This is a genomic window from Planococcus citreus (genome assembly GCF_003664125.1).
Lineage (GTDB): Bacteria > Bacillota > Bacilli > Bacillales_A > Planococcaceae > Planococcus > Planococcus citreus.
Genome location: NZ_RCCP01000001.1, coordinates 1,509,293 through 1,534,441, shown reverse-complemented (window position 1 = coordinate 1,534,441; position 25,149 = coordinate 1,509,293). Strand labels below are relative to the sequence as shown.

Annotated in this window: 28 protein-coding genes and 1 pseudogene; 13 read left to right on the top strand and 16 right to left on the bottom strand. The window is 50.6% G+C overall.

Translation table 11 applies throughout. The features are described from left to right. Window positions 1-386 precede the first annotated feature (386 nt). Window positions 387-1,157 carry a glutamate 5-kinase gene (gene proB, locus DFR62_RS07605; RefSeq protein WP_121299254.1) on the top strand — a complete coding sequence of 257 codons (771 nt, stop codon included), beginning with the start codon at window positions 387-389 and terminating at the stop codon, window positions 1,155-1,157. 29 nt (window positions 1,158-1,186) lie between these two features. Next, a complete protein-coding gene (locus DFR62_RS07600; protein ID WP_121299252.1) occupies window positions 1,187-2,464 on the top strand; it encodes a glutamate-5-semialdehyde dehydrogenase in 1,278 nt (425 codons plus the stop codon). 51 nt (window positions 2,465-2,515) lie between these two features. On the opposite strand, the gene DFR62_RS07595 is transcribed toward DFR62_RS07600, so the two are convergent. The 3 genes from DFR62_RS07595 to DFR62_RS07585 form a co-directional block, all read right to left on the bottom strand. Then, complete coding sequence (locus DFR62_RS07595) at window positions 2,516-2,929, bottom strand: DUF4395 domain-containing protein (protein WP_121299250.1); 414 nt, start codon at window positions 2,927-2,929, stop codon at window positions 2,516-2,518. Window positions 2,930-3,069: 140 nt separating this feature from the next. Continuing rightward, window positions 3,070-4,416 carry a magnesium transporter gene (gene mgtE, locus DFR62_RS07590; RefSeq protein WP_121299248.1) on the bottom strand — a complete coding sequence of 449 codons (1,347 nt, stop codon included), beginning with the start codon at window positions 4,414-4,416 and terminating at the stop codon, window positions 3,070-3,072. 105 nt (window positions 4,417-4,521) lie between these two features. Continuing rightward, the gene (locus DFR62_RS07585; protein WP_121299246.1) at window positions 4,522-5,058 is read right to left on the bottom strand and encodes a dihydrofolate reductase family protein; all 537 of its coding nucleotides are present in this window, start codon (window positions 5,056-5,058) and stop codon (window positions 4,522-4,524) included. Window positions 5,059-5,262: 204 nt separating this feature from the next. Between DFR62_RS07585 and nhaC the strand changes: the two genes are divergently transcribed. Beyond that, on the top strand, window positions 5,263-6,732 hold the full coding sequence (gene nhaC, locus DFR62_RS07580) for a Na+/H+ antiporter NhaC (protein ID WP_121299244.1): 1,470 nt from the start codon (window positions 5,263-5,265) through the stop codon (window positions 6,730-6,732). A 48-nt stretch (window positions 6,733-6,780) separates the two neighbouring features. Here nhaC and DFR62_RS07575 read toward each other — a convergent pair whose 3' ends face one another. The 4 genes from DFR62_RS07575 to DFR62_RS07560 form a co-directional block, all read right to left on the bottom strand. After that, window positions 6,781-7,788 carry a FecCD family ABC transporter permease gene (locus DFR62_RS07575; protein WP_121299242.1) on the bottom strand — a complete coding sequence of 336 codons (1,008 nt, stop codon included), beginning with the start codon at window positions 7,786-7,788 and terminating at the stop codon, window positions 6,781-6,783. Then, window positions 7,785-8,783, bottom strand: coding sequence for a FecCD family ABC transporter permease (locus DFR62_RS07570; RefSeq protein ID WP_121299240.1), 999 nt, complete (start codon window positions 8,781-8,783; stop codon window positions 7,785-7,787). Before DFR62_RS07570 ends, DFR62_RS07575 begins: the two co-directional genes overlap by 4 nt. 62 nt (window positions 8,784-8,845) lie before the next feature. Beyond that, complete coding sequence (locus DFR62_RS07565) at window positions 8,846-9,775, bottom strand: iron-hydroxamate ABC transporter substrate-binding protein (protein WP_121299238.1); 930 nt, start codon at window positions 9,773-9,775, stop codon at window positions 8,846-8,848. Window positions 9,776-9,782: 7 nt separating this feature from the next. Next, window positions 9,783-10,574 carry an ABC transporter ATP-binding protein gene (locus DFR62_RS07560; RefSeq protein ID WP_121299236.1) on the bottom strand — a complete coding sequence of 264 codons (792 nt, stop codon included), beginning with the start codon at window positions 10,572-10,574 and terminating at the stop codon, window positions 9,783-9,785. 156 nt (window positions 10,575-10,730) lie between these two features. Between DFR62_RS07560 and DFR62_RS07555 the strand changes: the two genes are divergently transcribed. Together DFR62_RS07555 and DFR62_RS07550 are read left to right on the top strand one after the other, a co-directional pair. Continuing rightward, on the top strand, window positions 10,731-11,780 hold the full coding sequence (locus tag DFR62_RS07555; RefSeq protein WP_121299234.1) for an NAD(P)/FAD-dependent oxidoreductase: 1,050 nt from the start codon (window positions 10,731-10,733) through the stop codon (window positions 11,778-11,780). Window positions 11,781-11,855: 75 nt separating this feature from the next. Continuing rightward, the gene (locus tag DFR62_RS07550; protein WP_101192008.1) at window positions 11,856-12,272 is read left to right on the top strand and encodes a cupin domain-containing protein; all 417 of its coding nucleotides are present in this window, start codon (window positions 11,856-11,858) and stop codon (window positions 12,270-12,272) included. Window positions 12,273-12,330: 58 nt separating this feature from the next. On the opposite strand, the gene DFR62_RS07545 is transcribed toward DFR62_RS07550, so the two are convergent. The 4 genes from DFR62_RS07545 to DFR62_RS07530 form a co-directional block, all read right to left on the bottom strand. Beyond that, window positions 12,331-13,524: an MFS transporter gene (locus DFR62_RS07545; RefSeq protein ID WP_121299232.1), complete on the bottom strand. Its 1,194-nt coding sequence runs from the start codon at window positions 13,522-13,524 to the stop codon at window positions 12,331-12,333. A 188-nt stretch (window positions 13,525-13,712) separates the two neighbouring features. Beyond that, complete coding sequence (locus tag DFR62_RS07540) at window positions 13,713-15,353, bottom strand: diguanylate cyclase domain-containing protein (RefSeq protein WP_121299229.1); 1,641 nt, start codon at window positions 15,351-15,353, stop codon at window positions 13,713-13,715. A gap of 114 nt (window positions 15,354-15,467) precedes the next feature. Beyond that, window positions 15,468-15,800 carry a heme oxygenase gene (locus DFR62_RS07535; protein WP_121299227.1) on the bottom strand — a complete coding sequence of 111 codons (333 nt, stop codon included), beginning with the start codon at window positions 15,798-15,800 and terminating at the stop codon, window positions 15,468-15,470. An 83-nt stretch (window positions 15,801-15,883) separates the two neighbouring features. Next, window positions 15,884-17,113, bottom strand: coding sequence for a dicarboxylate/amino acid:cation symporter (locus DFR62_RS07530; protein WP_058382379.1), 1,230 nt, complete (start codon window positions 17,111-17,113; stop codon window positions 15,884-15,886). A 266-nt stretch (window positions 17,114-17,379) separates the two neighbouring features. Here DFR62_RS07530 and DFR62_RS07525 point away from each other — a divergent pair, with 266 nt between their 5' ends. The 8 genes and pseudogenes from DFR62_RS07525 to panB all read left to right on the top strand — a co-directional run bounded on the left by DFR62_RS07525 (window position 17,380) and on the right by panB (window position 22,050). Continuing rightward, a complete protein-coding gene (locus DFR62_RS07525; RefSeq protein ID WP_158290791.1) occupies window positions 17,380-17,874 on the top strand; it encodes a DUF4181 domain-containing protein in 495 nt (164 codons plus the stop codon). A gap of 44 nt (window positions 17,875-17,918) precedes the next feature. Beyond that, complete coding sequence (locus DFR62_RS07520) at window positions 17,919-18,371, top strand: hypothetical protein (protein ID WP_121299223.1); 453 nt, start codon at window positions 17,919-17,921, stop codon at window positions 18,369-18,371. Window positions 18,372-18,424: 53 nt separating this feature from the next. Further along, a complete protein-coding gene (locus tag DFR62_RS07515; protein WP_121299221.1) occupies window positions 18,425-18,958 on the top strand; it encodes a GNAT family N-acetyltransferase in 534 nt (177 codons plus the stop codon). Next, window positions 18,939-19,499, top strand: coding sequence for a GNAT family N-acetyltransferase (locus DFR62_RS07510; RefSeq protein ID WP_121299219.1), 561 nt, complete (start codon window positions 18,939-18,941; stop codon window positions 19,497-19,499). The genes DFR62_RS07515 and DFR62_RS07510 overlap by 20 nt, the downstream gene beginning before the upstream one ends. Before the next feature lie 19 nt (window positions 19,500-19,518). Further along, window positions 19,519-20,016 (top strand): annotated as a pseudogene (locus DFR62_RS07505) (class I SAM-dependent methyltransferase); the annotation flags it as partial. 111 nt (window positions 20,017-20,127) lie between these two features. Beyond that, window positions 20,128-20,544 carry an HIT family protein gene (locus DFR62_RS17470; RefSeq protein ID WP_175578508.1) on the top strand — a complete coding sequence of 139 codons (417 nt, stop codon included), beginning with the start codon at window positions 20,128-20,130 and terminating at the stop codon, window positions 20,542-20,544. Next, complete coding sequence (locus tag DFR62_RS07500) at window positions 20,541-21,011, top strand: GNAT family N-acetyltransferase (protein ID WP_241663074.1); 471 nt, start codon at window positions 20,541-20,543, stop codon at window positions 21,009-21,011. Before DFR62_RS17470 ends, DFR62_RS07500 begins: the two co-directional genes overlap by 4 nt. A gap of 205 nt (window positions 21,012-21,216) precedes the next feature. Continuing rightward, entirely contained in the window at window positions 21,217-22,050 is an 834-nt protein-coding gene (panB, locus tag DFR62_RS07495; protein WP_121299217.1) for a 3-methyl-2-oxobutanoate hydroxymethyltransferase, read from the top strand. A 50-nt stretch (window positions 22,051-22,100) separates the two neighbouring features. On the opposite strand, the gene DFR62_RS07490 is transcribed toward panB, so the two are convergent. The 5 genes from DFR62_RS07490 to DFR62_RS07470 all read right to left on the bottom strand — a co-directional run bounded on the left by DFR62_RS07490 (window position 22,101) and on the right by DFR62_RS07470 (window position 24,767). Next, a complete protein-coding gene (locus tag DFR62_RS07490; RefSeq protein ID WP_058382385.1) occupies window positions 22,101-22,370 on the bottom strand; it encodes a hypothetical protein in 270 nt (89 codons plus the stop codon). A 33-nt stretch (window positions 22,371-22,403) separates the two neighbouring features. After that, window positions 22,404-22,682 (bottom strand): hypothetical protein, encoded by a 279-nt coding sequence (locus DFR62_RS07485; protein ID WP_121299215.1) that lies wholly within the window; start codon window positions 22,680-22,682, stop codon window positions 22,404-22,406. An 11-nt stretch (window positions 22,683-22,693) separates the two neighbouring features. Continuing rightward, a complete protein-coding gene (locus DFR62_RS07480; protein ID WP_121299213.1) occupies window positions 22,694-22,993 on the bottom strand; it encodes a hypothetical protein in 300 nt (99 codons plus the stop codon). Between the two features lie 39 nt (window positions 22,994-23,032). After that, complete coding sequence (locus DFR62_RS07475) at window positions 23,033-23,260, bottom strand: hypothetical protein (protein ID WP_121299211.1); 228 nt, start codon at window positions 23,258-23,260, stop codon at window positions 23,033-23,035. A 187-nt stretch (window positions 23,261-23,447) separates the two neighbouring features. Beyond that, window positions 23,448-24,767, bottom strand: coding sequence for a murein hydrolase activator EnvC family protein (locus tag DFR62_RS07470; protein ID WP_121299209.1), 1,320 nt, complete (start codon window positions 24,765-24,767; stop codon window positions 23,448-23,450). Window positions 24,768-25,149: the final 382 nt, after the last annotated feature.

Genomic DNA, 25,149 nt, shown 5'->3' with positions numbered 1-25,149 from the left:
TCCCCTCCCCGAACTTGATATACCCTCTGGTTATGTTACACTTGCTACTTGTGATTGGCGTGTTGCAGGCGATCAGTTGCCGGTTGGAATTCTAGCCGGCGAAGAAAGCGCAGCCGCCATCTCCGGAACTGGAAATGGTTTATGAGGAAACATGCCTTTTTGTATAAATATTCATATTTATGCAAGAAATAAAATTTCGGTGACCGTTTTATAAGTATCTTCGAAATTAACAGTTGACTTAAAATGCATTTGATTGCATAATAATTCTTATTATCAGACAACGAAAGTCAGCCATTGTAAAGCGTTTTACGGAGACCGGGTTCTTCCGCTTTTGATCGTAATGGGAGAGCTCATTAAATAATCAAAATCGGGTGGTGACTGCAACAATGGAAAAGAAAAGAATAGTAGTGAAAATAGGAAGCAGCTCATTGACGGACAGCCACGGTAAATTGTCCATCACGAAGTTGCGTGAACACGTCGGGGCGTTGGCCCGTTTGAAAGAAGAAGGTCATGACGTCATCTTGATCTCATCTGGCGCGGTTGCAGCTGGATGCACGAGCATGGGGTATTTATCACGCCCGGATACAATTGTCGACAAACAATCAGCGGCAGCCGTCGGGCAAAGCCTGCTTGCACAAGCGTATGCGACGGAATTCAAGAATTTCGATATCGTCTCTGCACAATTGCTGTTGACGAAAGACTTGTATCAAAAAGCGGACGATACCATTTCAAAATTATTGGAGCGCGGCATGATGCCGGTCATCAACGAAAACGATTCGGTAGCGGTCGAGGAATTGACCTTCGGCGATAACGATATGCTGTCGGCGCTTGTCAGCGGGCTTGTGCGTGCGGATCAATTGATCATTTTGACGGACATCAATGGCATTTACGCCGATAATCCGAAGACCAATCCATCCGCTGAACGATATACCCATTTGAAGGATATTCCAGATGAATTGATGGAAGCCGCATCCGGTGCTGGGTCCGATGTCGGAACTGGCGGCATGAAGACCAAAGTGGAAGCTGCGAAAACAGCCCATAACTTCGGCGTCGATGTGTTCATCGGTACGGGAGAAGGCAGCGAAAAGCTCGTCGAGATCATGAGTGGAAGCGGCGACGGGACGTATATTGCAAAACCCGTTAAAGAATTAGCGTAAGGCACGGAAATTCGAAAGGAGAAGATTGGATGACAGAAGTTCTTCAAAAGGAAGCAGCTTTGGAGACAGAACTGGTACAGAAAGCGAAAAAAGCGAAAGCGGCAGCGGGGGAACTCGCAAAAGCCGACACCACCCTGAAAAATAAAGCGTTAGAACTTATCTCTAAACAATTGATGGCTGAAAAAGCTTTCATTTTAAAGGAAAACTTAAAGGACATTGAAGCTGGGCGTGCAAACGGCATGAGTGAATCGCTCGTCGACCGCCTCAAGCTCGATGAAGGGCGTCTGGCAGATATGGCGGATGCGCTTATCCAATTGACCAAACTTACCGATCCGGTCGGTGAAGTGCTCGAGCATTGGCAGCAGCCGAATGGCCTCGACATGAGCAAAGTGCGCGTACCGCTTGGCGTAGTGGGCATGATTTACGAAGCCCGCCCAAACGTCACGGTGGATGCGTCGAGCCTTTGCCTGAAAACCGGCAATGCGGTCGTCCTGCGCGGCAGTTCGACAGCGATCCACTCGAACACAGCAATTGTTTCGGTCATCCACCGCGCGCTCGAACAAAGCGAATTGCCGGTCGATTCCGTACAATTGTTGGAAGATACGAGCCGGGAAGCGGCATCTGCCATGTTCAAGCTGAACGACTATTTGGACGTGTTGATTCCACGCGGCGGCGCCAATTTGATCAAGACGGTCGTAGCGAACTCGACCGTACCGGTACTTGAGACAGGCGCAGGAAATTGCCATGTCTATATCGACGAGACGGCGGACAAGGACATGGCGATTGATATCGCGTTAAACGCGAAAACCCAGCGTCCATCCGTCTGCAACTCCTGCGAAACCATCCTCGTCCACGAGAAATGGGCTGAGCAGCATCTGCCGGAATTGGTTAAAGCCTTGCAGGCAAAAGACGTAAAAATCCACGGCGATGAAAAGACGCAGCAATCAGGCAGCGACATCATCCCGGCGGAAGAAGCCGATTGGGGTACTGAATACTTGGCTTATGAACTCGCGCTGAAAACGGTAGGAAGCGTAGATGAAGTGGTCAAGCATATCAACCAGTACGGCACGAAGCATTCTGAAGCGATCATTTCGGAAAATGCGGAAAACGTCCAGCAATTCTTCACGGAAGTGGATGCAGCAGCAGTCTATCATAACGCGTCGACGCGCTTCACGGACGGCTTTGAATTCGGCTTCGGCGCCGAAATCGGCATCAGCACGCAAAAGCTCCACGCACGAGGGCCAATGGGCTTGCCAGCGTTGACTTCTACGAAATACATCATCAAAGGCAATGGCCAAACAAAATGAAAAAAAGCGGAGACTGCGGTCTCCGCTTTTTTCTGTCCATTTATAAAGCGATCAATAATCCGTTTTTGCCCGGCGGTGTTTCCACATCATCAGCTGATAGCGCACGGTGCAGCCGATGCAATAGCCCATAAGCGCCACGCCGGCAGCGATGATGACCATAGCTCCGAATACCGCAGCGATAATCGGAAGGCCGGCTGCTAAAAAGATGAGCGCGAACCCGAGGCAGACCGTGGCGATCCATTGGTTGAATAATTGCTGGTCACGGTCTTCCTGCGGATAGCTGCTCGGAGGATTCGGCAAAAATCGGCGGCTGAATGCGATGAGCGGATTTTTTTTGGTGACCAAAGTGACAACCCCAACGGCGAATGGCATGAGCAGAATAGATGTATGGACGGTGAGCCCCGCCAGTACTGTGGCGACAAGAAAGGCTTGATTGAGCTGGACGAGTGGTTTTGGAATGGTCATCTGGAATCCCTCCGAGTTTTTTATGGGCGATCGGCTCAAAAAAACCGATGTGTATAGAAGAAAAGTGCTGCATAAAGTTTAAGGTTATTATACATAGTTGATTACTAGGAATAAAGAAAAAAGCTCAAAAAAAACGCTGTTCACATCAAACGAGAGATGAACAGCGAAGCAAGGCCAAAATAAATGAGCAACGAGAAAATATCGTTGATGGTCGTGATCAGCGGCCCTGATGCGACAGCCGGGTCTATTTTCAAACGGTATAGAATGAGCGGGATGATGGTGCCGGCGAGCGTCCCGATGATCAATGTCAAAAGCAGCGAACTGCCAACGACCATCCCAAGTACCAGGCTTCCTTGCCAAATATAGGCGATCAGCAAAATCAAGACAGCGCAGGTGACGCCGATGATGATGCCGACCCATAACTCGCGCAGGATGAGCTTGAATGTGCCTTTTTTGTCGGGTTGTTGGCCGACCAATCCGCGCACGACGACTGCGAGCGAATGGGTGCCTGTGTTGCCGGTCATGCCGGCAATCATCGGCATGAAGAATGCTAAGGCAACAACTGTCTGCAAAGTGTCTTCAAAGCGGCTGATGATGCCGCCGGAGATCAACCCGATAAACAACAGCAAAATCAGCCAAGGCAACCGGCGATAAGCAGCGACGAAAGGCGGTGTCTGGAAATCGATCGATTTACCGGATGCGGAAAGCTTTTCAATGTCTTCATTCGCTTCCTGCAAGACAACATCGATGACATCATCGACCGTGATGATGCCGAGCAGCCGGTTTTCGGTGTCGACGACCGGCAAGGTGATGAAGTCGTAGCGCCCGATAATGGCTGCCGCTTCTTCCTGGTCCGTCAGCGCGTCGACTTTAACGACGCGTGTATACATGACATCATCGATTTGTTCATCGAGTTCGCCGAGGATCAAATCTTTATAGGAGACGACGCCGAGCAGTTTCTTGTCATCATCGACGACATATAAATAGTTCAAGTACTCGGCAATTTCCGCGAAATCGCGGATTTTATCGATCGCTTCACGGATGGTGTAATGGCGGGGGATCCAGACGTAGCGGTTGTTCATGATGCGGCCCGCGGTTTCCGGCGGGTAATTCATGGTCTTTTGGATATAGGAAGATTCTTCGCGGTTCATGCGCGATAGAAGCTCTTCAATCATCGTCGGTTCTAGATCGGACAATAGGGAAACGAGATCGTCATTGTCCATCAAGTCGAGCACTTTGGTCGACTGGTCGACCGACATCCGCTCGAGCAAGCGGACTTGATCGTTCCGGTGAAGCTCCTGCATGAGCTCGGTCAATTGGCGGACCGTCAGATGAAGCAGGAAGCGCTCACGGTGCTTTTCCGGCAAATGACGGTATTGGACGGCGACATCGTAAGGCTGCAGTTCATCGAGTATGTGCTGGAAATCTTGCGCCCGGCCGTCTTTTAACGATTGGATCAATGCTAAAGTGATTTCGTTTTCTGTCATCGTAAGACGGCAGCTCCTTTCGGGGAGGCTCTAGTAAGGTAGGTCCTCTGTTCTTTATTCCCCAAAAGGGAGGCGGGCAAGCTCATTGGCCAGTTTTAAAAACCGTTAACGTTCCGGCGCGTAATTGGCGATCAGGACACCTTGGTCTGTCGAAAAGCTTTTAAGCAATTTAAATGCTTTCGGCGATACGCCATCGCGGAACAGTTTTTTTCCTTCGCCCAATAGCAGCGGAAAGGTCATCAAATGCAATTCGTCGACCAAATCATGTTCAATTAAGGTATCGATGAGCTCGGCGCTGCCGTAAACGAGCAAGCGCTGACCGGTTTTCTTCAGCCGTTTGATTTCCGAAGCGAAATCGTGGTTGATCAGGCGTGCATTCCATTCGGTGCGCTTCAGCGTATGTGATACGACATACTTCGGAATTTCGTTCATCCGGTCCGCAAAGCCATGTTCATCTTCAGCAGTCGGCCAAGTAGCAGCGAATCCCTCATACGTGACGCGCCCGAGCAGCAAGGCATCGTTATTGTAAAGCTGGCCTAGTTGAAACTGGGCGAGTTCATCATCCCAATAGGCAGCGGTCCATGACGGCTCTTCCATGACGCCATCAAGTGTCACATACATCGAAACAGTCAATTTTCCCACGGTCATCTTCCCCTTTCCATAACTGGATGCCGGAAGCTAAGGCAATATGGTTACACTTCGGGGTGGGACGGAGAGAATCCTGCATTGAACTATTCCGAATTCCGAAAAATCTATGTAATCTGAAAATTTTTATGGCAATGAAATCAGTATAGTGGCAAAATAAATACAAGCATTTATTCCATTTTCACAAAGGGGTTAGAGAACATGAAAGAGGAGAAGAAACGCCCGAAACAGCAAGAGATTGAAGTGCCCTTTTGGCTGGCTTTACTGCCGCTGATTTTCATGGTGGCGGCCATGGCTGTGACCATCATCATTTTTGAAGGCAGCCCGCATATTCCCTTGCTTCTTGGCACGACAATCGCGGTCATCATCGCTTGGCGGTTGGGGTACCGCTGGCATATGATCGAAGAAGGGGCATACAAAGGAATCCGCCTCGCGCTTCCGGCTTTGGTCATCATCATCATGGTCGGCATGATCATCGCTTCATGGATCGGCGGGGGGATTGTCGCGACGATGATTTACTATGGCTTGAAAATCATTACGCCGTCATTATTCCTTGTTACGATCTGTTTGATCTGTGCACTGGTTGCCGGGGCGATCGGCAGTTCCTGGTCGACGATGGGCACTGTCGGCATCGCCGGCATGGGCATCGGCGCGAGTATGGGAATTCCGGCGGCGATGGTCGCTGGAGCGGTCATCTCGGGTTCTTATTTCGGCGATAAGATGTCACCACTGTCGGACACGACCAACTTGGCGGCAGGGGTGACGAACACCAATTTATTCGTCCACATCCGCCACATGATCTACACGACCATCCCGGGCATGATCATTGCCCTCGGCGCTTACTTTTTCCTGGGCCGCCAGTTTGCCGGAAACGCGGTCGACAGCGGCAATATCAACACGATCCTGGCGTCGCTTGAAGAAAATTTCGTCATCTCGCCGTGGCTCTTGCTCGTGCCTTTGGCGGTCATCGTATTGGTGATGAAGAAAGTGCCGGCATTGCCGGCGCTCGGCATCGGTATCGTGCTTGGCTGGCTGTGCCACATCTTGGTGCAAGGCGGTTCGGTCGCAGAAGCGGTCAATGCGCTACATGATGGCTATGTCATCACGTCCGGCAACGAAGTCGTCGATTCCTTGTTCAATAGAGGCGGCATTGATTCGATGATGTTCGTTATTTCCTTGACGATTTTCGCTATGACGTTCGGTGGCGTGTTGGAACATACGGGCATGTTGAAATCGATCGTCACTAAGATCTTGATGCTGGCGAAAACAGCCGGCAGCCTGATCGCTGCGACTGTGGCTTCCGCGTTCTTGACGAACGTCACGGCATCTGAACAGTATATTTCGATTCTATTGCCTGGGCGGATGTATGCGAGGGCATACCAAGACCAGGGCTTGCATTCGAAAAACCTGTCGCGTGCACTGGAAGACGGCGGGACGATCACCTCGCCGTTCGTTCCGTGGAACACATGCGGCGTGTTCATCCTGGCGACGCTCGCCGTCCATCCCTTCGCCTATGCGCCGTACGCGGTGTTGAATTACTCGGTGCCGATCATCGCCATCCTCATGGCGTTCCTCGGCTGGAAAGTCGAATTCATGACCGACGAGGAAATGCAGAAACTTAAAGACCGCGAAGCGCGTATGGAAATGGATGCGCAGCAAGAACCGGTTTAACAACAGCAAAACGGCTCACGTCCCGAAAAGGGGGCATGAGCCGTTTTTTTATTTCTTCATTAGTAAATAAACGAAATACGGTGCGCCGATCAAAGCTGCCATGACGCCAGCCGGAATGCCCGACGGTTCAAGCAAGTTGCGCCCGATTGTGTCTGCCGCAAGCAGCAGCCAGCCGCCGAGCAAAATGGCGACGGGCAGGAACAATTGATGGCGCGGCCCGACAAGCGCTTTCGCGAGGTGAGGGGCCATCAAGCCGATAAAGGCAATGCTGCCGGTGACAGAAACCGCAGCGGCAGCGAGCGCGACGGCCGCAAGCAATAGGACGGCGCGTTCTTTGCCGATATTGAGCCCGAGGCCGATTGCGGCGGATTCGCCGAGCCCGAGGATGTTCAGCCGGTTCGCTTTATACAGGACAAACGGAATCAACACGATAAGCCAAGGCAAAAGCGCCAGGATAAACGGCCAGTCGGTGCCCCAAATGGAACCTGCAAGCCACTGGGCAATGAAATCCACTTTTTCCCGCTCTGCAGATGAGATCAGGACAATCATGACGCCGGATAGCGCCATGGAAAACCCAATCCCCACCAGGACGAGACGGACCGGTTGAAGGCCAGTACGCGGATCACGGGAGAACAAGTAAATCAGGATCGCCGTGATAAACGCGCCTAAAAACGCGACGAATGGCATCAAGAAAGCAAAAGAGCCCGGCTCAACAGGGATGAATAAAAAGAAAATGGCAATGGCGACACCGGCACCGGAATTGATGCCGATGATGCCCGGGTCGGCCAAATCATTGCGCGTAATGCTCTGTAGCACTGCGCCCGATAAAGCGAGTGCCATCCCCGCTAGAAACGTAATGAGCAGCCTTGGCATCCGGATGGAATACAGCACGAACTCTTCTTTGAAATCGCCTTGCCCCATCAAAACGGGCACAATTCTCCCGAAACCGAGCGTCGAATAGCCGAGCCCTAAACTCAAGACGGCGGTGACCAACAGGATGATGGTGAGCACGAGCAAAGTGATGCGCTGTTTGCGGATTAAATGTTGTTGGATCATGTGAACGCACCTCCACCTTTACGGACGATCAGCAGGAAGAATGGCAAGCCGAGCATGGCGACCACCGCTGCGACCGGCGTTTCAAATGGTGCGTTGACCGTGCGTCCGAACAAATCGGCGAGCAGCATGAAGATGGCGCCCGTGACAGCGGACATCGGAATGATGAAACGGTAATCGCTGCCGACGATCACACGGACGATGTGTGGGATCATCAAGCCGATGAACGCCAAGTTGCCGGCTAACGCTACTGCAGCGCCGGCAAGCAAGGTGACGACGACAAACAGCATTGCTTTGATCTGGCCGGTCTTTTGGCCAAGCCCGATCGCCGCTTCTTCACTTAAGCTCAACACTGCCAGTTGGCGGGATAGCAATAAAGCGACAAACAAAGCGATGGTGATAAATGGAACGATAATCTGCAGCTGTCCCCAAGACGTGCCGATCAAGCCGCCGGCAGTCCACATGGAGACGTCTTTGGAAATCTTAAACAGCAAGCCGATCGCTTCTGCAATGGCGGTCAAAAACGCTGATACAGCCGCTCCGGCCAGGACGATGCGAAATGGCGAGAAGCCGCCGCGCCGTGAAGCCCCGATGCCGAAGACGAGCCCGGCCCCGATGGCCGCCCCGATAAAGCAGGCGATCATGATGCCGAAATAATTGGCTCCGGGGATGAACGCCAAGGTCGCGGCCAGTGCAGCATTGGCTCCGGCAGTCAAACCGAGCAAACCGGGGTCTGCCAGCGGGTTACGGGTCATGCCTTGCATGATGGCGCCTGAGACGGCGAGTGCCGCGCCGACGAAAATCGCGGCGACTTCACGCGGCAGGCGAATTTCCTGGATGACCGAAATTTGCTGTCCGGTGCTGTCGGAAAACAGTGCCAGCCAGAGATTCTTCAGGCTGACATCAGCAGCGCCAAAGACCATCGACACAACAAAAGCCAGCACAAGTGCCAGCAGGCTGATTCCAAATATGTATGAAAAACGGGCGTTATAACGCATGCATCATCATCTTTTCTATAGAAAGGATAAAGGGATTCCGCTGCGCAGAATCCCTTTTGTGTTTATTGGCCAAGGAATTTTTCCTGGAACAACTCAAGCTGGTAATCAAGTGAAATCGGATCATTGAAGTACAATTTCTTCGCATCCGCTTCGAATACTTGGTCGTTCTTTACAGCTGGCGTGTTTTGGTAAAGGTCCGTTTCTTGGAAGGAGTTATCCTGTTCGGAGTCTTTGCTGAAGATTACGTAATCGCCCATATATTCAGGGAGGACTTCTTGTGACAAGGCATAGTACCCATCAGTAAGAGCCATTTCTTCAACTTTTTCCGGCATGTTCAAGCCCATTTCCTGATACAGGATCTCGGTGCCGCGGCCCCAGTTGTCGCCGTATACGTACAATTGCTTATCAAAGTTCTCGATGACAGAGACCGTTGCATCTTCGCCGATTTCCGCTTTGATCTCTTCACCCGCAGCTTGTGCGCGTTCTTTAAAGTCGTCCACGAATGCTTGTGCTTCGTCTTCTTTATTCAATAGTTTCCCGATTTCCAGGTGTTGTGTCAAATAGTCGACTTTACCGTAAGTGTAAGTGACAGTTGGTGCAATTTGTTCCAGTTTATCGACGTTTTGAAGAGTCGAGTAACCGATAATCAAATCCGGATCCAATTCGATGATTTTCTCCAGGTTCTCTTCCGATACTTCTTCTACGCCGTCCAAGTATGGTTCGTAGTTCGGGTTGTCGATCGCCCAAGCGTCGATCCCGACAAGCGGCACATCAAGTGACATGACGTTTCCGCCGTAAGCCAATGCTACCACGCGCTGCGGGTCAGCCGGAACTTCTACTGTGCCATTTTCTGATTCATATTGGATGGTTTCGGCTCCGTTTGCTTCGCCTTCCGAACCGCCCGTTTCCTCTGTCGTTTCTTCTGTAGATCCACAAGCGGCAAGTGCCAGCATAACGAGTAAAGCGATGGACAAGAAAAGTAATTTTTTCATAATCTGGTTAAGCTCCCTTGATTAAATTATAAGTTAAGCAAATCGGTTTTTGTGTTCGTGGGTCAAGGCCGATTTCCGCATCGATGCGGAAAACTTCGCGAAGTACATCCGGAACAATGACTTCTTCAGGCGATCCGGCCTTGATGATCTGGCCGTCTTTCATCGCGACGATATGGTCGGCGAAGCGGGCGGCGTGGTTCAAATCGTGCAGCACCATGACAATAGTACGTTCTTCTTCGGCATTGAGTTCGCGGAGAAGCTCCAAGATTTCCAGTTGATGCGCCATATCGAGGTAAGTCGTCGGTTCATCGAGGAAAATCATTTCGGTCTCCTGCGCGAGCGCCATGGCAATCCAGACGCGTTGGCGCTGGCCGCCGGATAAAGCATCAACGGGGTGGTATTTGAAAAATTGCGTGCCGGTCACATTGAGTGCCCAGTCGATCATTTCATAATCCCGTGTGCTGAGCTTGCCGAAACCTTTTTGGTAAGGGAAGCGGCCGTAAGAGACAATTTCGCCGACGGTCAGGCCAGCCGCGTTTTCCGGCGATTGTGGCAAGATGGCAAGCTTTTTCGCCAATTGCTTCGTCTTTTCTTCAGCAATTTGCTGGCCGTCGAGAATGACCGAACCCGATTCGTGGGGAATGACGCGTGTCATCGCTTTCAAGAAGGTCGATTTCCCACAGCCGTTCGGCCCGATGATTGCCGTAATCTTTTTATCTGGAATCGACAGGGACAAGCCTTTGACGATTTTCCTTTCGCCATAGCTGACTTCCAGGTTTTCTGTAAAAAGGCGTCCCATCGACAGCCCTCCTTTTCGTTAAACCGTAATTTTGGAGCAAAAAAATAAAAATAGGATATGTGTTGATAATGATTCTCACTTTCATTACAATGTATACTATAAAGTTATTGAGAATCGTTGTCAATCGGAATTTACTATAGAACGGGGATGGAAAAAATGGCCAATCACGACATCTTTGACGTAACCATCATCGGGGGAGGTCCCGCCGGCTTGTATTCAGCTTTTTACAGCGGGCTTCGGGGCATGAAAACGAAAATTATCGAGTTCCAGCCGCGCCTTGGCGGCAAGCTCCATGTCTATCCTGAAAAAATGATCTGGGACGTCGGGGGGCAGACGCCGATCCGCTGTGAACAGCTGATCACCCAATTGGTTGAACAAGGTCTGACGTTCGATCCGACGGTATGCTTGGATGAGAAAGTGGAAAGCATGGCCAAAAACGAAGACGGCTTGTTTGTATTGGCTGGTGCTTCAGGTGAAGTCCATTACTCGAAATCGGTCATCGTCGCAGTAGGCGGAGGCATCCTGAAACCGCAGAAGCTGCAAATCGAAGGAGCCGAGCGCTTTGAAGTGGCGAACCTTAATTATACCGTCAAAACACTCGAGCGTTTCCGTGGCAGCACGGTGCTCATTTCAGGAGGGGGAAATTCGGCAGTCGACTGGGCAAACGAGCTTGAGCCGATCGCTGAAAAAGTCTATGTCGTCCACCGCAAATCCGAAATGGCCGGACACGAAGCGCAAGTGCGCCAACTGCTCGAAAGCCGCGCCGAGTGCTTACTGGATTCCGCCATCACGCGGCTTGTGGCATCGGATGCAGGCGACCGCGTGGAACTCGTGGAAGTGATGAACCAAGTGACGGGGGAACGGCGCATGCTGCCGGTCGACCAGCTCGTCATCAACCATGGCTATGAGCGTGATGCGAGCTTACTCGAAAATAGCCCGCTCGATCTGGAAACAAAAGATGACTTCTATTTACAAGGTACGCCGGCAAGCGAAACTTCCGTACCGGGAGTGTTTGCGGCAGGGGACATTCTCCAGCATGACGGCAAGCTCAATTTGATCGCCGGCACGTTCACCGACGCCGCCAATGCCGTCAATAAAGCGAAGAAGTTCATCGAACCGGACGCTGCCAATATCGCCATGGTGTCTTCCCATAATGATGTGTTCAACTCCCGCAACCAGGCGCTCAAAAAACAAGCCTTGCGCTGAACCGTTTGTTTATGTCCGATGCTCGCAGGGTAGAGAAGAGCAGGACAGAACAACAAATCGGAGGAGGAACCACACATGGAATTAAAAGATTATGGTGCTGAATCATTTGTCGTCAATATCGAAGATGCGACAAAACAAAACGATACGTTCCGGACCGCTCTTTGGACCGGGAAAAACTTGCAGGTTACATTGATGAGCATCGCAGCAGGCGATGACATCGGGCTTGAAGTCCACGAACACGGCGACCAATTCCTTCGCATCGAAGAAGGGGAAGGCCTCGTGCAGATGGGCGACAGCGAAGACAATTTAAGCTTTGAAGAAAAAGCTGAAGACGATTACGCCATCCTCATCCCCGCAGGCAAATGGCACAACGTCACCAATACAGGCGATAAGCCGCTGAAGATCTATTCCATCTATGCACCGCCAGAACATCCGCACAGCACAGTGCACGAAACAAAAGCGGAAGCGGACGCAGCAGAAGAGGAAGAATAAATGCAAATAAAGAACGGCCGACAGATGACTGTCGGCCGTTCTTTTATTGTGCAGCCGTTCAACGAGCGGAAGCGGAGAGCTGGCGTTCTTTTTTTCCGTGGAGGAAATAATACGGCACGATCAACGCGAATACCGCGATTCCAAGCAATCCATAAAGCGCGCTGTAGCCGGTGAACGGGATGATAAAGCCGAGGATATACGGCCCCATGCCGAGCCCGCCGTCCATCGCGACAAAAAAAGTCGATGTCGCAAGCCCCATGCGGTGGGGAGGCGTCAGCTTGATGGCGACCGCTTGCGTCGTCGATTGCATATTCCCGAACCCGAGCCCGATCAAAGCACCTGCAAACAACAGCCCTAAGCCTGAATCGGCGACACTGAGCAGCAATAGTCCCGCTGCAAGCGATACGAGCGCAGGATACATAATGTAATTGGCGCCGTACAAATCCATGATGCGTCCCGTAAAAGGCCGCGTCAGCAGGATGACGACAGCATACACCAGGAAGAAGAAGCTCGCTGCTTCCACTAGCCCTTTGTCATTGGCGTAAAAATTGATGAAGGACAAAACGCTCGAATAACTGAGCGCGATCAAAAACATGACGATGGCAATCGGTACAGCATTCGCTTCTAAATAATTGGAAAGCTGGAAGCCGGATTTCGCTTCTCCGCCAGACGGTTTCTCCAGCGGCGGGACTTTCACAAAAGTACTGAGCGCCAGAGCAGACACAGCAATCGCGACACAGGCAGCAAAAATCGCGTTATAGCCGGTCCATTGGCTCATCAGCAAACCGATAAACGGCCCGAAAGCTGCACCTAGCGTAGCGCTCATGCTGAAGTAGCCAATGCCTTCGCCTTTGCGCGTGTGCGGAATGACTTGCGCTGCAATCGTTCCAGCGGCGGTGCTCGCAATGCCAAGCGTCACCCCGTGCAAAAAGCGGTTGAGCATCAAGAAAGGCAAGCCGAGCGGCAGGAAATACAGTGCCGTCATACCGACAAATAAAGCGGAACCGAGCACCAACGCCCGTTTGCGCCCGATCATATCGAGTGTCCGGCCGATGACCAAGCGTCCCGCTAGCGCTCCTAGGATGAAAATCCCGGTGACAAGACCGGCTTCACTAGTTGAAGCGCCGTATTCTTCAACGGCATATAAAGCGATCGTGACGATCAATAAATAAAAAACGAGCAGTAGCAGGAAATGGACGACGGAAACGCCGATAAAGTCCCGCGTCCATAATTTAGGTTTGTTGTTACTCAACTGAAAGACTCCTTCGAAAGCACAATAGCAGCGCTATATATAATACATCTTCGGCTTTTGCCATTATTAACCGTAGCAGACCCCGGGCGTGCCGTCCAATATGCGGCACTTGAAAAAGCGCCGCCTCGAGAGGCAGCGCTTTTAGATCCTTATGGGTATTGGTGAAGCGAAAAGGCATTTCGGCTTGTTCATTCCGAGGCAATATCCCTGTAAAACGTCGTCTGGCTTTTGCCGTTTTCCTTGGACACGTAAAGCGCGGCATCTGCATACGACAGCAAAGTATAGAGGTTTTCTGCGTTATCAGGGTAAATGGCAATCCCGATGCTGCATCCCAGTTGCACACGCCCAGCCTCCACGGTAATCGGTTTGCTCAACCGGTCGATCAGCCGCTGCGCCAACTTTCTCGTCGACGACTCGCCTAATCCTCCACATGGGAACAACAAGACAAATTCATCTCCGCCGATCCGGGAAATGAACGCTTCTTCAGGCAGTTCCGCCGTCAGCCGTTCAGCCACTTTCTGCAGTACATGGTCACCCGCTAAATGCCCCAAACTATCATTCGCTTTTTTGAAGCCGTCCAGATCCAAATAGAAAAAAGCCAATTTTCCATCCGTGGTGCGTGCCTGCTTCATCATGCGATCCGCGGCCTCTTCAAGCGCGATGCGGTTCGGCAAGCCTGTCAGTGGGTCACGTTGTGCCAAATCCTGCATGCGCACCAAATCGGATTCCGTCGTGCCAAGTGTCATGACCAGGCTCTCAAGCGAGTTGGATAAGTCTTCAATTTCACGGACTCCCGTATTTTTTGGCAGAACCAATTGGCTGCCTTTGCGGAAGGCTTTCGCTTTGTTGGAGATTTCATTGAGCGGGCGGCTGATGCGCCCGGCTACTAACCAGCCGGCTAAGGCAAAAAGAACAGCGCTTGCCAAACCGCTCAACATGATGATGCGGCTCAAGTCGCGGGCGGCGGCGAAGGCCGTTTCTTCGGGTTGGCGGACCAGCACAGTCCATTCAAGCCCCGGATACTCCCAATTGGTTCGGCCGCCGGTGAAGCCAGTTAAATACGAATTGCCATCTGGCCATTGTTCCAGTACCCAACCGGCTCGTTTTCCTTGTGACAGGGTGTAGGAATCGATCGGAAGCGGCTTGCCGAGAAATTGTTCAGGACCGAGAATGACGCGATTGTCCCCTGGGCTTAAGACGAAAACCTCCAGTTCATTTTCGCTGCGGTTGAGCGGTCGCAACACGAATTGCATCACTTCTTGTGCCCAATCCCAGCTCAAATGGGCGGCTACTACGCCGCCGAATGAACCATCCGAGTAAAAGAAAGGGACGCTGATATCGACAAATTCGAGCTCATGGCCGCCGGGATTCGGCAATAAGTCTGCCAAAAGCAGCGCTTCGTGGACATCGCCGACGTAATCCGCTTGGCGTGCTTCGGAATAAACGGGTCTATCGGACAAGTCCATTCCTTCCAGCAATTCGTTAGTGGAAGCAGTCACGACGCCGGCCGAATCGGTGATGCCAATCCAGGAAAAAGCCGGCACTTGGTCTTGCAGCATTTCAAGCGTGGCACGCTTTTCTTCAATGGACGTAGTCAGCGCAAGTTCTTCGATTTCCCCGAAGGTCTTGATTTCGCTATAGCGTCCCCACATGTATTGATCCAGTCGGTCTTTCATCTGGAACGCTGCACTCGATAAGGCATTGCCCCGTTCTTCTTCCAGCCGCTTCGTGCTCACTTCGGAGACGAGGACGCTGAGTACAGCAGCAAAAAGCAGGATGAAGACCGCGAATATCAGGCCCCAGTAATTTCTCAGCGATAATGATTTCATATGTATCCCTTCCAGAATAGGTAATTTTCACGAACACTTTAAGTATATCAAAAGTCCTGCATAAAAGGGGAAAGAAGGCAAAAAGAAACAGGCAGCAAAAGCTGCCTGTTTCCATTATTTAGCTGCTTCGATGACCGAAGCAATTTTTGTGATGACGAGTTGGCTGCCGAGCATCGGCGACTCATTTTTCTCTTCGCCTTCTGCTGGTTCAGGACGTTTATGGGCTTGCTTGAAAACATCGCTGGATTTCCATGCTTCGTAATTGTCGAGTGTTTCCCAGTACATATTGACGTTCAGTTCATCGTATTCTTCCAGGTTCTGCGTGACGGTCACTTCGACTTTATGGAAGCCTTCCATTTCCTGCAATGCGCCTGGACGGGTGAAGTTGGGTGCCATTTTTTCAGCAAATCCCGGTTTCATTTTAATGCGGTTGGTTACGATATACATAACTGCATGTCTCCTTTTTCAATGGGATACGAGATACTCCCACTGTATCACAGAGCTCCATGTTTTGTCCGCAGCGAGTCGTGTTAAGCCTTGGCCGTGCCGCGTCTTTTCTCGCTTTGGTCGATCAATTTCGAGCCAGCCAAATCGCCTGTCACATTGAGCATTGTGGCGCCCATGCCGACAAGTGCATCGATTGCTGTCAGGAGCGCGACGGCTTCCATCGGCAATCCAAGCTGGACGAAGACAGTGGCGATCATGACGATGCCAGCGCCTGGAATGCCGGCGGTTCCGATGGTTGCGAGCGTGCCGATCAAGACGACCATGAACATTTCAGACAAGCTGAGCGGGTCACCGATGATGTTGGCAGCAAATATGGCTGAAACGGCGATGCGGATGGCCGCACCATCCATATTGATTGTCGCGCCGAGCGGCAGGCTAAAGCCGTACAAACTTTTCGGGATGCCGAGCCCGCGCGCCGCATCAAGCGTCAATGGCAAGGTGCCGGAGCTGCTTTGCGTGACGAACGCCGTTAGCATCGGTGTCCGCGCGTGTTTGAAGAAATGCAGTGGATTGACTTTGAACACCAGCATGGCGATCGTATAGAGCGCAATCTGCACCGCGATGGCGATGTAAAGAACGGCGACCATGCCGAGCAGCGATCCCAGTGTATCCAATCCTTGCGAACCGACTGTCTGCGCCATGATGGCGAAAATGCCGATCGGCACGTATTGAAGGATCGCTTTCAAGACGATCAAAGTCGCTTCGTTCAACGCGTTGATCGTTTTCATTAAGTGGTTGCCGAGTTCGCCGAATTCCGCAGAGCTTCTCATATAGGAGATGGCGATGCCGAACGCGAACGCCGTAAAAATGATCCCGAGCAAGTTCATTTCACTGAATGCCGAGATGATATTGGACGGTACAATGTTCAACAGAACACTTGTAAAGCCGGGGTTGTCCGGAACATCAAAGGTTTCCGAGCCGTCGAGCTGCATGCCCGAACCCGGCTGGAAAATACTTGCGACCGTTAAGCCGACCACGATGGCGAATGCCGAACTCAATGTATAGAACAGAAAGACTTTTCCGCCCATTCGGCCTAGGTCGCCGATTTTCGATTGGTTGATTCCGACGATCAAGGTGAAGAAGATGAGTGGCACAATCAGGAAGGTCAAGAGCCGCAAGAGCAGATCCCCAAGCGGTGCCAAGACGGCTGTGTCCGGCCCGAAGATCAAGCCGACGATAACGCCGAGGATGAGCGCCACAGTGATTTTTAAGATAAGCGATACATTTGCGTAGGATTTCCAAAGAGCTTTCATAAGTGCCTCCTTTAATGTTAATTTATTTTTTAAAAACCATATAAACTTAGTCGGATTTGACTTAATTACGATAGCCTATGCCCTTTGTTTTGTCAAAGAAGCGAACTCGGCAGGAGAACGGAGCGCAAAAGGCGAAAAAAAGATGAACGAACCGCCGGTTATCAGAAAAATTAAAAATATTCTATAATTTCCCAAAAGCTCGTGATACGATAAGACTAGTAGCATAAACGTATTTCGGCATGAAGCGGAAAGTTGAGGGCGATAACATGGGTGGAGTCGGTGAAACAGATGGAATGGGTTATTACGAAGCGCAATACGATTGGGTATGGCCGCTGATCGGTTTTATTGCGGTCACGGTCCTGGCAATCATGAGCGTGAATTGGATCCTGCGCAAGATTTTAAGGGTCGAACGCAAGAAACTTTTTTCCAGTTCGTCGAATTTCGTCAATGATCGCCATGAAAAAGTGGATGCTTATTTCCGCTGGAGCGGGGCAGCGATTTCCATCGGTGCACTCTTTGTCTTCCAAGAAACCCGTTCGTTTCTTCCTTTAGCTGCGCTGCTTGCCGTCAATGGGGTGCAGGGGGCTTACACTGTTTATATGGAAAGAACCCATTCCGACAATCCGAATGATTATAAATACAGCTTTCTGCAATTTGTCACCGGTACAGTCATTGTCGTCACATGCATGGTTGCATTTTTCCCGGATTTTTCCGAATTCATATTGGATGATATCCGTTTGTTGACCGATTTTATGAATTAAATAAAAGCAGGTAATCGATAGAATGAAATAAGGAGGAGAGCGGAATGGTCCATCAAGGAAAAGTGCAGCGCTGGCTGCTCGTCATCATGTTATTGGCTGTCAATTTGCCACCGCTGCTCCTGAGTTCGTTTCCGGCTGGGTTTGCGCTATATTTTCAATTATTCGTTTCGGCATTGATTGTACTGGCTTTGTTCATCAAAGCGCGCGTTAAGGTCCGGGACAGCAATATTATTTATCGTGTCGAATTGTGGGGCCTGCCGCTTTATTATAAAACGGTATACACAGAGGAAATGCGCCGCATTGAATTCAAGCGCAGCAATTGGGCTTCGAAAGTGGCGGTGGTCCGTGTGGAAAAGGGATTCGATTTGCGCTTCGCTTTATTCGGCGACGGATTATTTGAGGATTTATCGCAATTTGCCAAACGTAACGATCTGGAGCTCCGGAAGTCCAAAGATTACCAAACCATCGAAAAGCTTGGCAGCAATAGGCTTCGTTAATGGAAGATTTCTGAAAAATGTTTCACGTGAAACGGCGAAAGGGGCAAGTGGACATGGGATTGGAGAGTGGGCGCTTGCTGCTGCGCCGTTACCGGGATGAGGATTTTGAATTTCTGTATTCTTTATTGAAGCAGCCGGAAGTCATGCGGCATATCGGAGACGGCAAGGTGAAGAGCCGCCAGCAGGCTTTGGAATTCCTATACTGGATCTACCGCATGTACAGGGAACACCCCGAACATGGCTTGTTTTTGCTGGTGCGGAAAGAAGACGGCAAGCGGATCGGCCATGCTGGACTGGTGCCGCAATCAGTAAATGGGCAGACGGAACTGGAAGTCGGCTACTGGCTCGCACCGGAATTCTGGGGCTTTGGCTATGCCCGTGAAGCGGCCAGACTGCTTTGCGAGCGGGGATTCACGAAGCATGGGCAAAGCGCACTCATTTCACTCATTCAACCGGACAACCATGCCTCGCAAAAAGTAGCGGAAGCACTTGGCATGGAATGCGGAGCACCGGTTTTGCGCACCGGACTATATGTACTCGTTTACCGGGTGCAAAAGGAGCGATGGCATGCAATTTCCCATACTTGAGACGGAGCGGTTATTGCTGACAGAAATTACAGAGCAGGACGCGGATCGTTTTTTCGCGCTCTTGCAGCGTGAAGACGTGACTTATTATTACGGCATGGACCGGCTTTTGGAAAAAGAAGAAGCGCTTGAGATGATCCGTGCTTTTCGCGTCGTGTTCGAATTCATGCGCGGCATGCGCTGGGGCATCCGCTTGCGCGGCGAGGAAGAATTAATCGGGACAATTGGCTTGAACCAGCTTCAGCTGCGCTCGAAAAAGACCGAAGTCGGCTATGAATTGCATCCGGATTATTGGCGCAAAGGGCTGATGGAAGAAGCGCTCTCGGCTGTACTGGCCTATGCATTCGATGAGCTTGGGCTTTACCGTGTAGGCGCCACGACTTATCCGGCCAATACCGGCTCGAACCGGTTGTTGAAGAAACTGGGCTTTACGGAAGAAGGGCGGCTCCGAGGCTATTTGTATCAACGCGGAGAGTCGCACGATGCACTGATCTTTTCGCTGCTGGCACCTGAATGGCAAATGCAGCAACGAGGCAATCAATGATGAGAAGGGAAGCGGCAGGATGTTAGGAAAACAAGGATTCAATGAATGGGCAGCGGAATACGACAACACGGTGCGGGAAAGCGAGCGCCAAGGAACGTATCCGTTTGCGGGCTACAGCGATGTACTGACAGAGATTTTCGAAGCAGTTGACGAGAAACAACAGGCATCGATTTTGGATATCGGCTTTGGGACCGGCGCATTGGCGTCTGCTTTATACAACAAAGGGCATCGTATTTTCGGGATTGATTTTTCTTCTGAAATGATTGAGCGTGCCAGGAAGAAAATGCCGGAAGCGCAGCTGGTGGAATGGGACATGGCGGACGGCTTGCCGCCTGCTTTTGACGGGCTGTTTTTTGATTGCATCGTCAGTACATACGCGCTTCATCACTTGGAAGACGCGGATAAATGGAAGCTCCTCAAGCAATTGCTGAAAAGGCTGGCGCCGGGAGGCACATTATTGATCGGCGATATCGCTTTTCGGACAACGGAAGACCGGCAAGCTTGCCGGAATGAATACGAAAATGTCTGGGACGGTGACGAAGCTTATGTTGTTTTTGACGAGTTGGAAACGGCCTTGTCCAATATCGCAAAATGCGAATTCAAAGCGCATTCCCATTGCGGCGCCGTGATCCAATTACGCCCCGAGTGCCCGTTTTGCCATCCGGTTTACGACCTGGAGCAGCGCATCGTTTTTGAAACCGCCAATTGCTGGTTCTTGCAGCACGGGAAAGCGCAAGGCGTGCTCGAAGGATCGGGTGTCATTGTGCCGAAACAGCATCGCTCGTCGCCGTTCGAACTGACGCCTCACGAATGGCAGGAGACACAGGAGCTGCTTGGGCTTGTAAAACCTTTTCTCGAGAAGATAGCGCCCGACGGCTATACGCTCGGATGGAACGTCGGCGAAGCGTCCAATCAATCGATCGGCCATAGCCATCTCCATGTCATCCCGCGTTTCAACGACGAACCGTATGCCGGAAAAGGCTTGCGCCATTGGCTGAAAAAACCGGAGAACCGGCGTCCTGGCCAAGGCAGGGAGGAACGGTGAAATTTAAAGAACAGGCGATGACAGAAGAAAGCGCGCGTGACATCCTCAGCTGGCGCTATCCGTATCCGTACGATTTCTATAACGGGGAAGCGTCGGATGAAAGTTTACAGGAGTTGATGAACGGCAGTTACCGGGTGGTGACGGAGCATGGGGAGTTATTCGGTTTTTATTGCACGGGCAAGGGTGCGCAAGTGCCTGCTGGCCATGCATCGAACGCCTATCCGGATGGCCCCGTCGATATCGGGCTCGGCATGAAACCGGAAAAAACCGGAGCGGGGCGAGGGGCTGCGTTTTTGGATTTCCTGCTCAGTGAAATCGAAAAGCATCATCCTGGACAAGCACTGCGCCTCACCGTCGCCCAGTTTAATGTCCGCGCAATTCATTTATATGAAACAGCGGGGTTCGTGAAGGCCGGTGAGTTCAACAACGACTACGCCGCGTTTCAAGTGATGCTGAAGGATGAGTGACTTTCAGCCGGCTTAAGCATCTGCTATAGTAAAAACAGGGTGGTATCCATTAGGAACTGCACCTGTAAAAAAGCTTAACAACTCAATAGATCTGCCTTGATCTGAAAAACGACAGGGACGGAGAAACCGACGCAATCAAATTCTGTCCGTCCGCTCTGTTGCGGCGGGCTTTTTTCAAAGGTTTCCTTCCCGGAAGGAGAGAACAATGGAAAATACAGCTTCATTGATGAAGATGAAACAGCAAGGGAACAAAATCGCGATGCTGACGGCCTATGATTACCCGTCCGCTAAAATCGCAGAAGCGGCAGGGGTGGATGTGCTGCTAGTCGGCGATTCGCTCGGCATGGTCGTACTCGGCTATGATTCAACCGTCAAGGTGACTGTTGAGGATATGGTCCATCACGGAAAGGCGGCACGAAGAGGTGCACAGGATACATTCCTAGTCGTTGATATGCCGTTCGGCTCGTTCCACGGCAGCTGGGACCGCACGCTGGAAAACGCCATGCGCATCTTCCAGCAAACGAGCGCTCAAGCCTTGAAACTCGAAGGCGCAGGAGAAGTACTTGAAGTGACGCGAAAGCTTGTCGGAGCCGGCATTCCAATTGTCGCCCACCTCGGTTTGTTGCCGCAATCAGCGGCTGTGCTCGGCGGCTATAAAGTGCAAGGCAAAACCGCCAGCGCCGCCAAGCAATTGATCGAAGACGCCAAAGCGTGCGAAGCGGCAGGCGCCTGCATGCTTGTACTCGAATGCATTCCGCATCAATTGGCCGCACAAGTTACGAAAGAACTGACGATCCCGGTTATCGGCATCGGCGCCGGCAGCGAAACTGACGGGCAAGTGCTCGTCTACCACGACACCGTCAAGTACGGCTCGCACCATTTGCCGAAATTCGTCCAGTCCTACGCAGAAGCAGGCGACACCATGCAAAAAGGGCTTGCCCAGTACGTCGAAGAAGTGAAGAGCGGCGCGTTCCCGAAAGAACAGCACCGCTTCACGATGAAAGAAGAAGAGCTCGAGCAGCTATACGGGTCGAAATAAAAAAGATTGTCTTCAAAAGCCATTTTCATGGCGGATGAGGGCAATCTTTTTTAATGGGTGCTTTTGGAAGTGTAGCCAATATACAAAAAACCAAGGCCGGTAATCAAAGTCACAAGTGCGAAGGCCATGCCGACAGCGCTCGCCCCGATTCCAGAGCCGACAAAGGGCCCGATTATTCGAAGGAACACCGCCATCACCAGAAAAGGCAGCAGGAAAGCCGTAATGTATCCGGAATGGATCCACCGATGAGCTTGCTTGCCAGCGAAGGCTTTCACCGAAAAAACCAGCAAAGCAATATACCCAGCCAATACAAAAATCATGAAAAGCCCCCAATTCTATTTGTAGTCAATGGATCATGGTTCCTGAAAACCGAACATCGCAACAAAAAGCAAGACGGCATACAACATGAAAAGAACAGCATGTCCGCTCGTGAGCAGCATTCGGTAAACAGTCCTGACCCCGAACCAAGCCGCAGCGAATCCGATCACGGCTAGCACGAGCGGCGAGTAGAAGCCGAGCGCGAATAGCCCTTCGAATAATAGCGTCCCCAAACGGCTGGAAGAATAAGCGAAGGGGATGAGAAGCGCGAGAAATAACAGGAACGAAAAGATGGACAGCAATTTCTGTTTCATTGAAGGCCTCCTCAGCTAGAGAATACTACTAAAACAAACGGTGAAATTATTAGTAAAACCGAAGTGCCGACCAATAAAGTCGTAATAGGCCGCCGCAGTTTGTCGCGTCCGGTTCCTTGATGCCAGCCAGAGAACTGCAATTTATTGCGGTACAGCACAAAAATCAGCATCAGCACCGCGACGCCGCCGAGCCAGCGATACGGTTCGGTGTCAGGGCTGTTCGAGTAAAATCCTGCTAAAATCAACCCGCCGCCCATTCCCAGGATCGCCAAGATGGCAAAGATGCGGATCAGTTCGAGAAGTGTCTTCATCCGACTGTCTCCTTTCCATAGCTTATTGCGTTCGATTGTTTAAAATCCGGTGACCACGACTAAAAGAGACATCACCGAAACAAACCCTTGGAGCGCGCCTTCCCATCTTTTTTTCTCCCGAAAGCTTTCGATGCTTTGCGATAAGAACATCAATGCTAAAAAAGCGAAAATGAAATTCGGGAAAGGCTTAAATTCATTTCCGGTCAATAGGAGAGCTAATAAAAGTAAGGCTACAATCACCATCCCGATATTGATTTTCCCCAACACAAGGAAACGCCTCCTTAAATGCTAATGGAGCTTTTGCAAACGACTATTATATAGAAAGAAATCTGTTTATTTACTTCAGTCTAACATAAAAAAGGAAGAATTTAACTCCTCGTCAGAATTCGATAAAAGCAAAAAAGGCAGCACCCGAGATTTTCGGGTACTGCCTTTCTTTTCGATCGGCTAGCTCTTAACCACCGATGTATGATGCTGGGTTGACTGCGTTAGAACGAGCGCCGTTCCATCCGCCGATGTGGATTTCAAAGTGCAAGTGTGGGCCAGTTGAACGCCCAGTATTGCCCATGCCGCCGATATTCTGTCCTTGTGAGACAGCTTGGCCGACAGAAACATTGATGGAATTCAAATGTGCATAAGTAGTTGCGTAACTTTGTCCGTTAATTACATGTGTAATGATGATGACGTTGCCGTAACCGCCCATTGAACCAGCATGTGAGACATAACCGCTTGCTGCTGCATGGATTGGTGTTCCTGGGCTGTTGGCGATGTCATAGCCAAGGTGTGTTTCAGCTCCTGCGCCGATATCACGCCCGCCGAATCCTGAAGTGTGGCGGCCTGCTGCAGGACGGATGAATCCAGCGCTTGATTTAGGGGCTGCCGCTTGTGTAACAGTGGCTGAAGAAGCGTTGGATTGCGCTGCTTTCTTCGCTGCTGCTTTACGGGCTGCAGCTTCTTTCGCTTTGCGTTCTGCTTCCGCTTTACGCGCGATTTCCGCTAAGCGTTTTTGTTCTTTGCCGATTTTTTTCTCAAGTGAAGAACTGATGTTCATTGTTTTTGCGTGTTCTTCTTCAAGTTTCGATTTTTCTTTGGCCAAGCGTTTCTGCTCGGCTTTCAAATCATCCTGCAAATCGTCTTGTTTTTTCTTTTGTGCGTCCAATGAATCTTTCAAGTCCACAAGTTCTGCTTTTTGGCTTTCTTGTTTTGCGAGCTTTTCTTCAACTTCTGCTTTTTGTTCAGCCAAAAGTTTTTTATCCGCTGCCTGTTCACGCATGATTTCACGGTCTGCTTCAATCAATGTGTTGACGGCAGAAGCACGGTCGATAAAGTCGACAAAGCTGTTCGCTCCAAGCAAGACATCGATATAATCAACGGAACCGCCGCTCAATTGGATAGCGCGCGCCCGTTCTTTCAATAGTTCTTCGCGTTCTGCGATTTTGCGTTCGAGTTCTTCGATCGATTCTTTCAATTCATCGATTTCCACTTTCGTTTGGTCGATTTGTGCTTGAACACCGTCGATCTTGCCTTGAGTTTCTTCGATCTCGCCGTTCAATTCCTGGATCTTGTTCATGATTTTTTCAAGTTTCGTCTGATTTTCGACGATAGCGTTGTTTTTTGACTGGATTTCCGAATTCAAGTTGTTCTTCTTTTGCTCGACCTGTTGTTTTTCTTTTTCGAGGTCGGACAATTTATCAGCACTTGCTGTCGGCAAGAAAATCGACAGTGCCAGTACAGCGGATAATGCTGCTACGAACCATTTGGACCATGTGTTCAATTTGTTGTGCTCCTTTCGCGTTCCCTTGATTATTATTGTTTCTCTATATAAGAATTCTTTTCTGCAGTAATAAAGCATGGTTGATGCCATGAAAAAAAGCCGTCAAAAATTCCGGCAGACCCATTGTACCACCGCATAAACCTATTTATTATTACAGTTTCTTATCAAATGACGGGACAAACTGTCATAAGCGACATATAAGGCTAGAAAATGTAATCTTTTATAAGGATAAAGTAATGTTTTTGCAGAATAATTCATGTTTTCTATTATTTCAGATAGGGCTGGGGTCAGCAGAAGCTTCTTGTTTCGTATTACGAAGGAATCGTTTTCAATATTTGGGCAGGAAAAGAAGCTGGATAAACGGAAAGGGTAGGATGGCAAC

Bases quoted from the DNA above. Each gene is read 5' to 3' on its own strand.
- DFR62_RS07530 (WP_058382379.1), bottom strand. From the start codon at position 17,113: ATGAAAGCTCTTTGGAAATCCTACGCAAATGTATCGCTTATCTTAAAA.
- nhaC (WP_121299244.1), top strand. From the start codon at position 5,263: ATGAAAGAGGAGAAGAAACGCCCGAAACAGCAAGAGATTGAAGTGCCC.
- DFR62_RS07480 (WP_121299213.1), bottom strand. From the start codon at position 22,993: ATGAAGACACTTCTCGAACTGATCCGCATCTTTGCCATCTTGGCGATC.
- DFR62_RS07570 (WP_121299240.1), bottom strand. From the start codon at position 8,783: ATGCGTTATAACGCCCGTTTTTCATACATATTTGGAATCAGCCTGCTG.
- DFR62_RS07490 (WP_058382385.1), bottom strand. From the start codon at position 22,370: ATGATTTTTGTATTGGCTGGGTATATTGCTTTGCTGGTTTTTTCGGTG.
- proB (WP_121299254.1), top strand. From the start codon at position 387: ATGGAAAAGAAAAGAATAGTAGTGAAAATAGGAAGCAGCTCATTGACG.
- DFR62_RS07515 (WP_121299221.1), top strand. From the start codon at position 18,425: ATGGGATTGGAGAGTGGGCGCTTGCTGCTGCGCCGTTACCGGGATGAG.
- DFR62_RS07555 (WP_121299234.1), top strand. From the start codon at position 10,731: ATGGCCAATCACGACATCTTTGACGTAACCATCATCGGGGGAGGTCCC.
- DFR62_RS07510 (WP_121299219.1), top strand. From the start codon at position 18,939: ATGCAATTTCCCATACTTGAGACGGAGCGGTTATTGCTGACAGAAATT.
- mgtE (WP_121299248.1), bottom strand. From the start codon at position 4,416: ATGACAGAAAACGAAATCACTTTAGCATTGATCCAATCGTTAAAAGAC.
- DFR62_RS07535 (WP_121299227.1), bottom strand. From the start codon at position 15,800: ATGTATATCGTAACCAACCGCATTAAAATGAAACCGGGATTTGCTGAA.
- panB (WP_121299217.1), top strand. From the start codon at position 21,217: ATGGAAAATACAGCTTCATTGATGAAGATGAAACAGCAAGGGAACAAA.
- DFR62_RS07540 (WP_121299229.1), bottom strand. From the start codon at position 15,353: ATGAAATCATTATCGCTGAGAAATTACTGGGGCCTGATATTCGCGGTC.
- DFR62_RS07565 (WP_121299238.1), bottom strand. From the start codon at position 9,775: ATGAAAAAATTACTTTTCTTGTCCATCGCTTTACTCGTTATGCTGGCA.
- DFR62_RS07550 (WP_101192008.1), top strand. From the start codon at position 11,856: ATGGAATTAAAAGATTATGGTGCTGAATCATTTGTCGTCAATATCGAA.
- DFR62_RS07520 (WP_121299223.1), top strand. From the start codon at position 17,919: ATGGTCCATCAAGGAAAAGTGCAGCGCTGGCTGCTCGTCATCATGTTA.
- DFR62_RS07525 (WP_158290791.1), top strand. From the start codon at position 17,380: ATGGGTGGAGTCGGTGAAACAGATGGAATGGGTTATTACGAAGCGCAA.
- DFR62_RS07560 (WP_121299236.1), bottom strand. From the start codon at position 10,574: ATGGGACGCCTTTTTACAGAAAACCTGGAAGTCAGCTATGGCGAAAGG.
- DFR62_RS07485 (WP_121299215.1), bottom strand. From the start codon at position 22,682: ATGAAACAGAAATTGCTGTCCATCTTTTCGTTCCTGTTATTTCTCGCG.
- DFR62_RS07600 (WP_121299252.1), top strand. From the start codon at position 1,187: ATGACAGAAGTTCTTCAAAAGGAAGCAGCTTTGGAGACAGAACTGGTA.
- DFR62_RS07595 (WP_121299250.1), bottom strand. From the start codon at position 2,929: ATGACCATTCCAAAACCACTCGTCCAGCTCAATCAAGCCTTTCTTGTC.
- DFR62_RS07575 (WP_121299242.1), bottom strand. From the start codon at position 7,788: ATGATCCAACAACATTTAATCCGCAAACAGCGCATCACTTTGCTCGTG.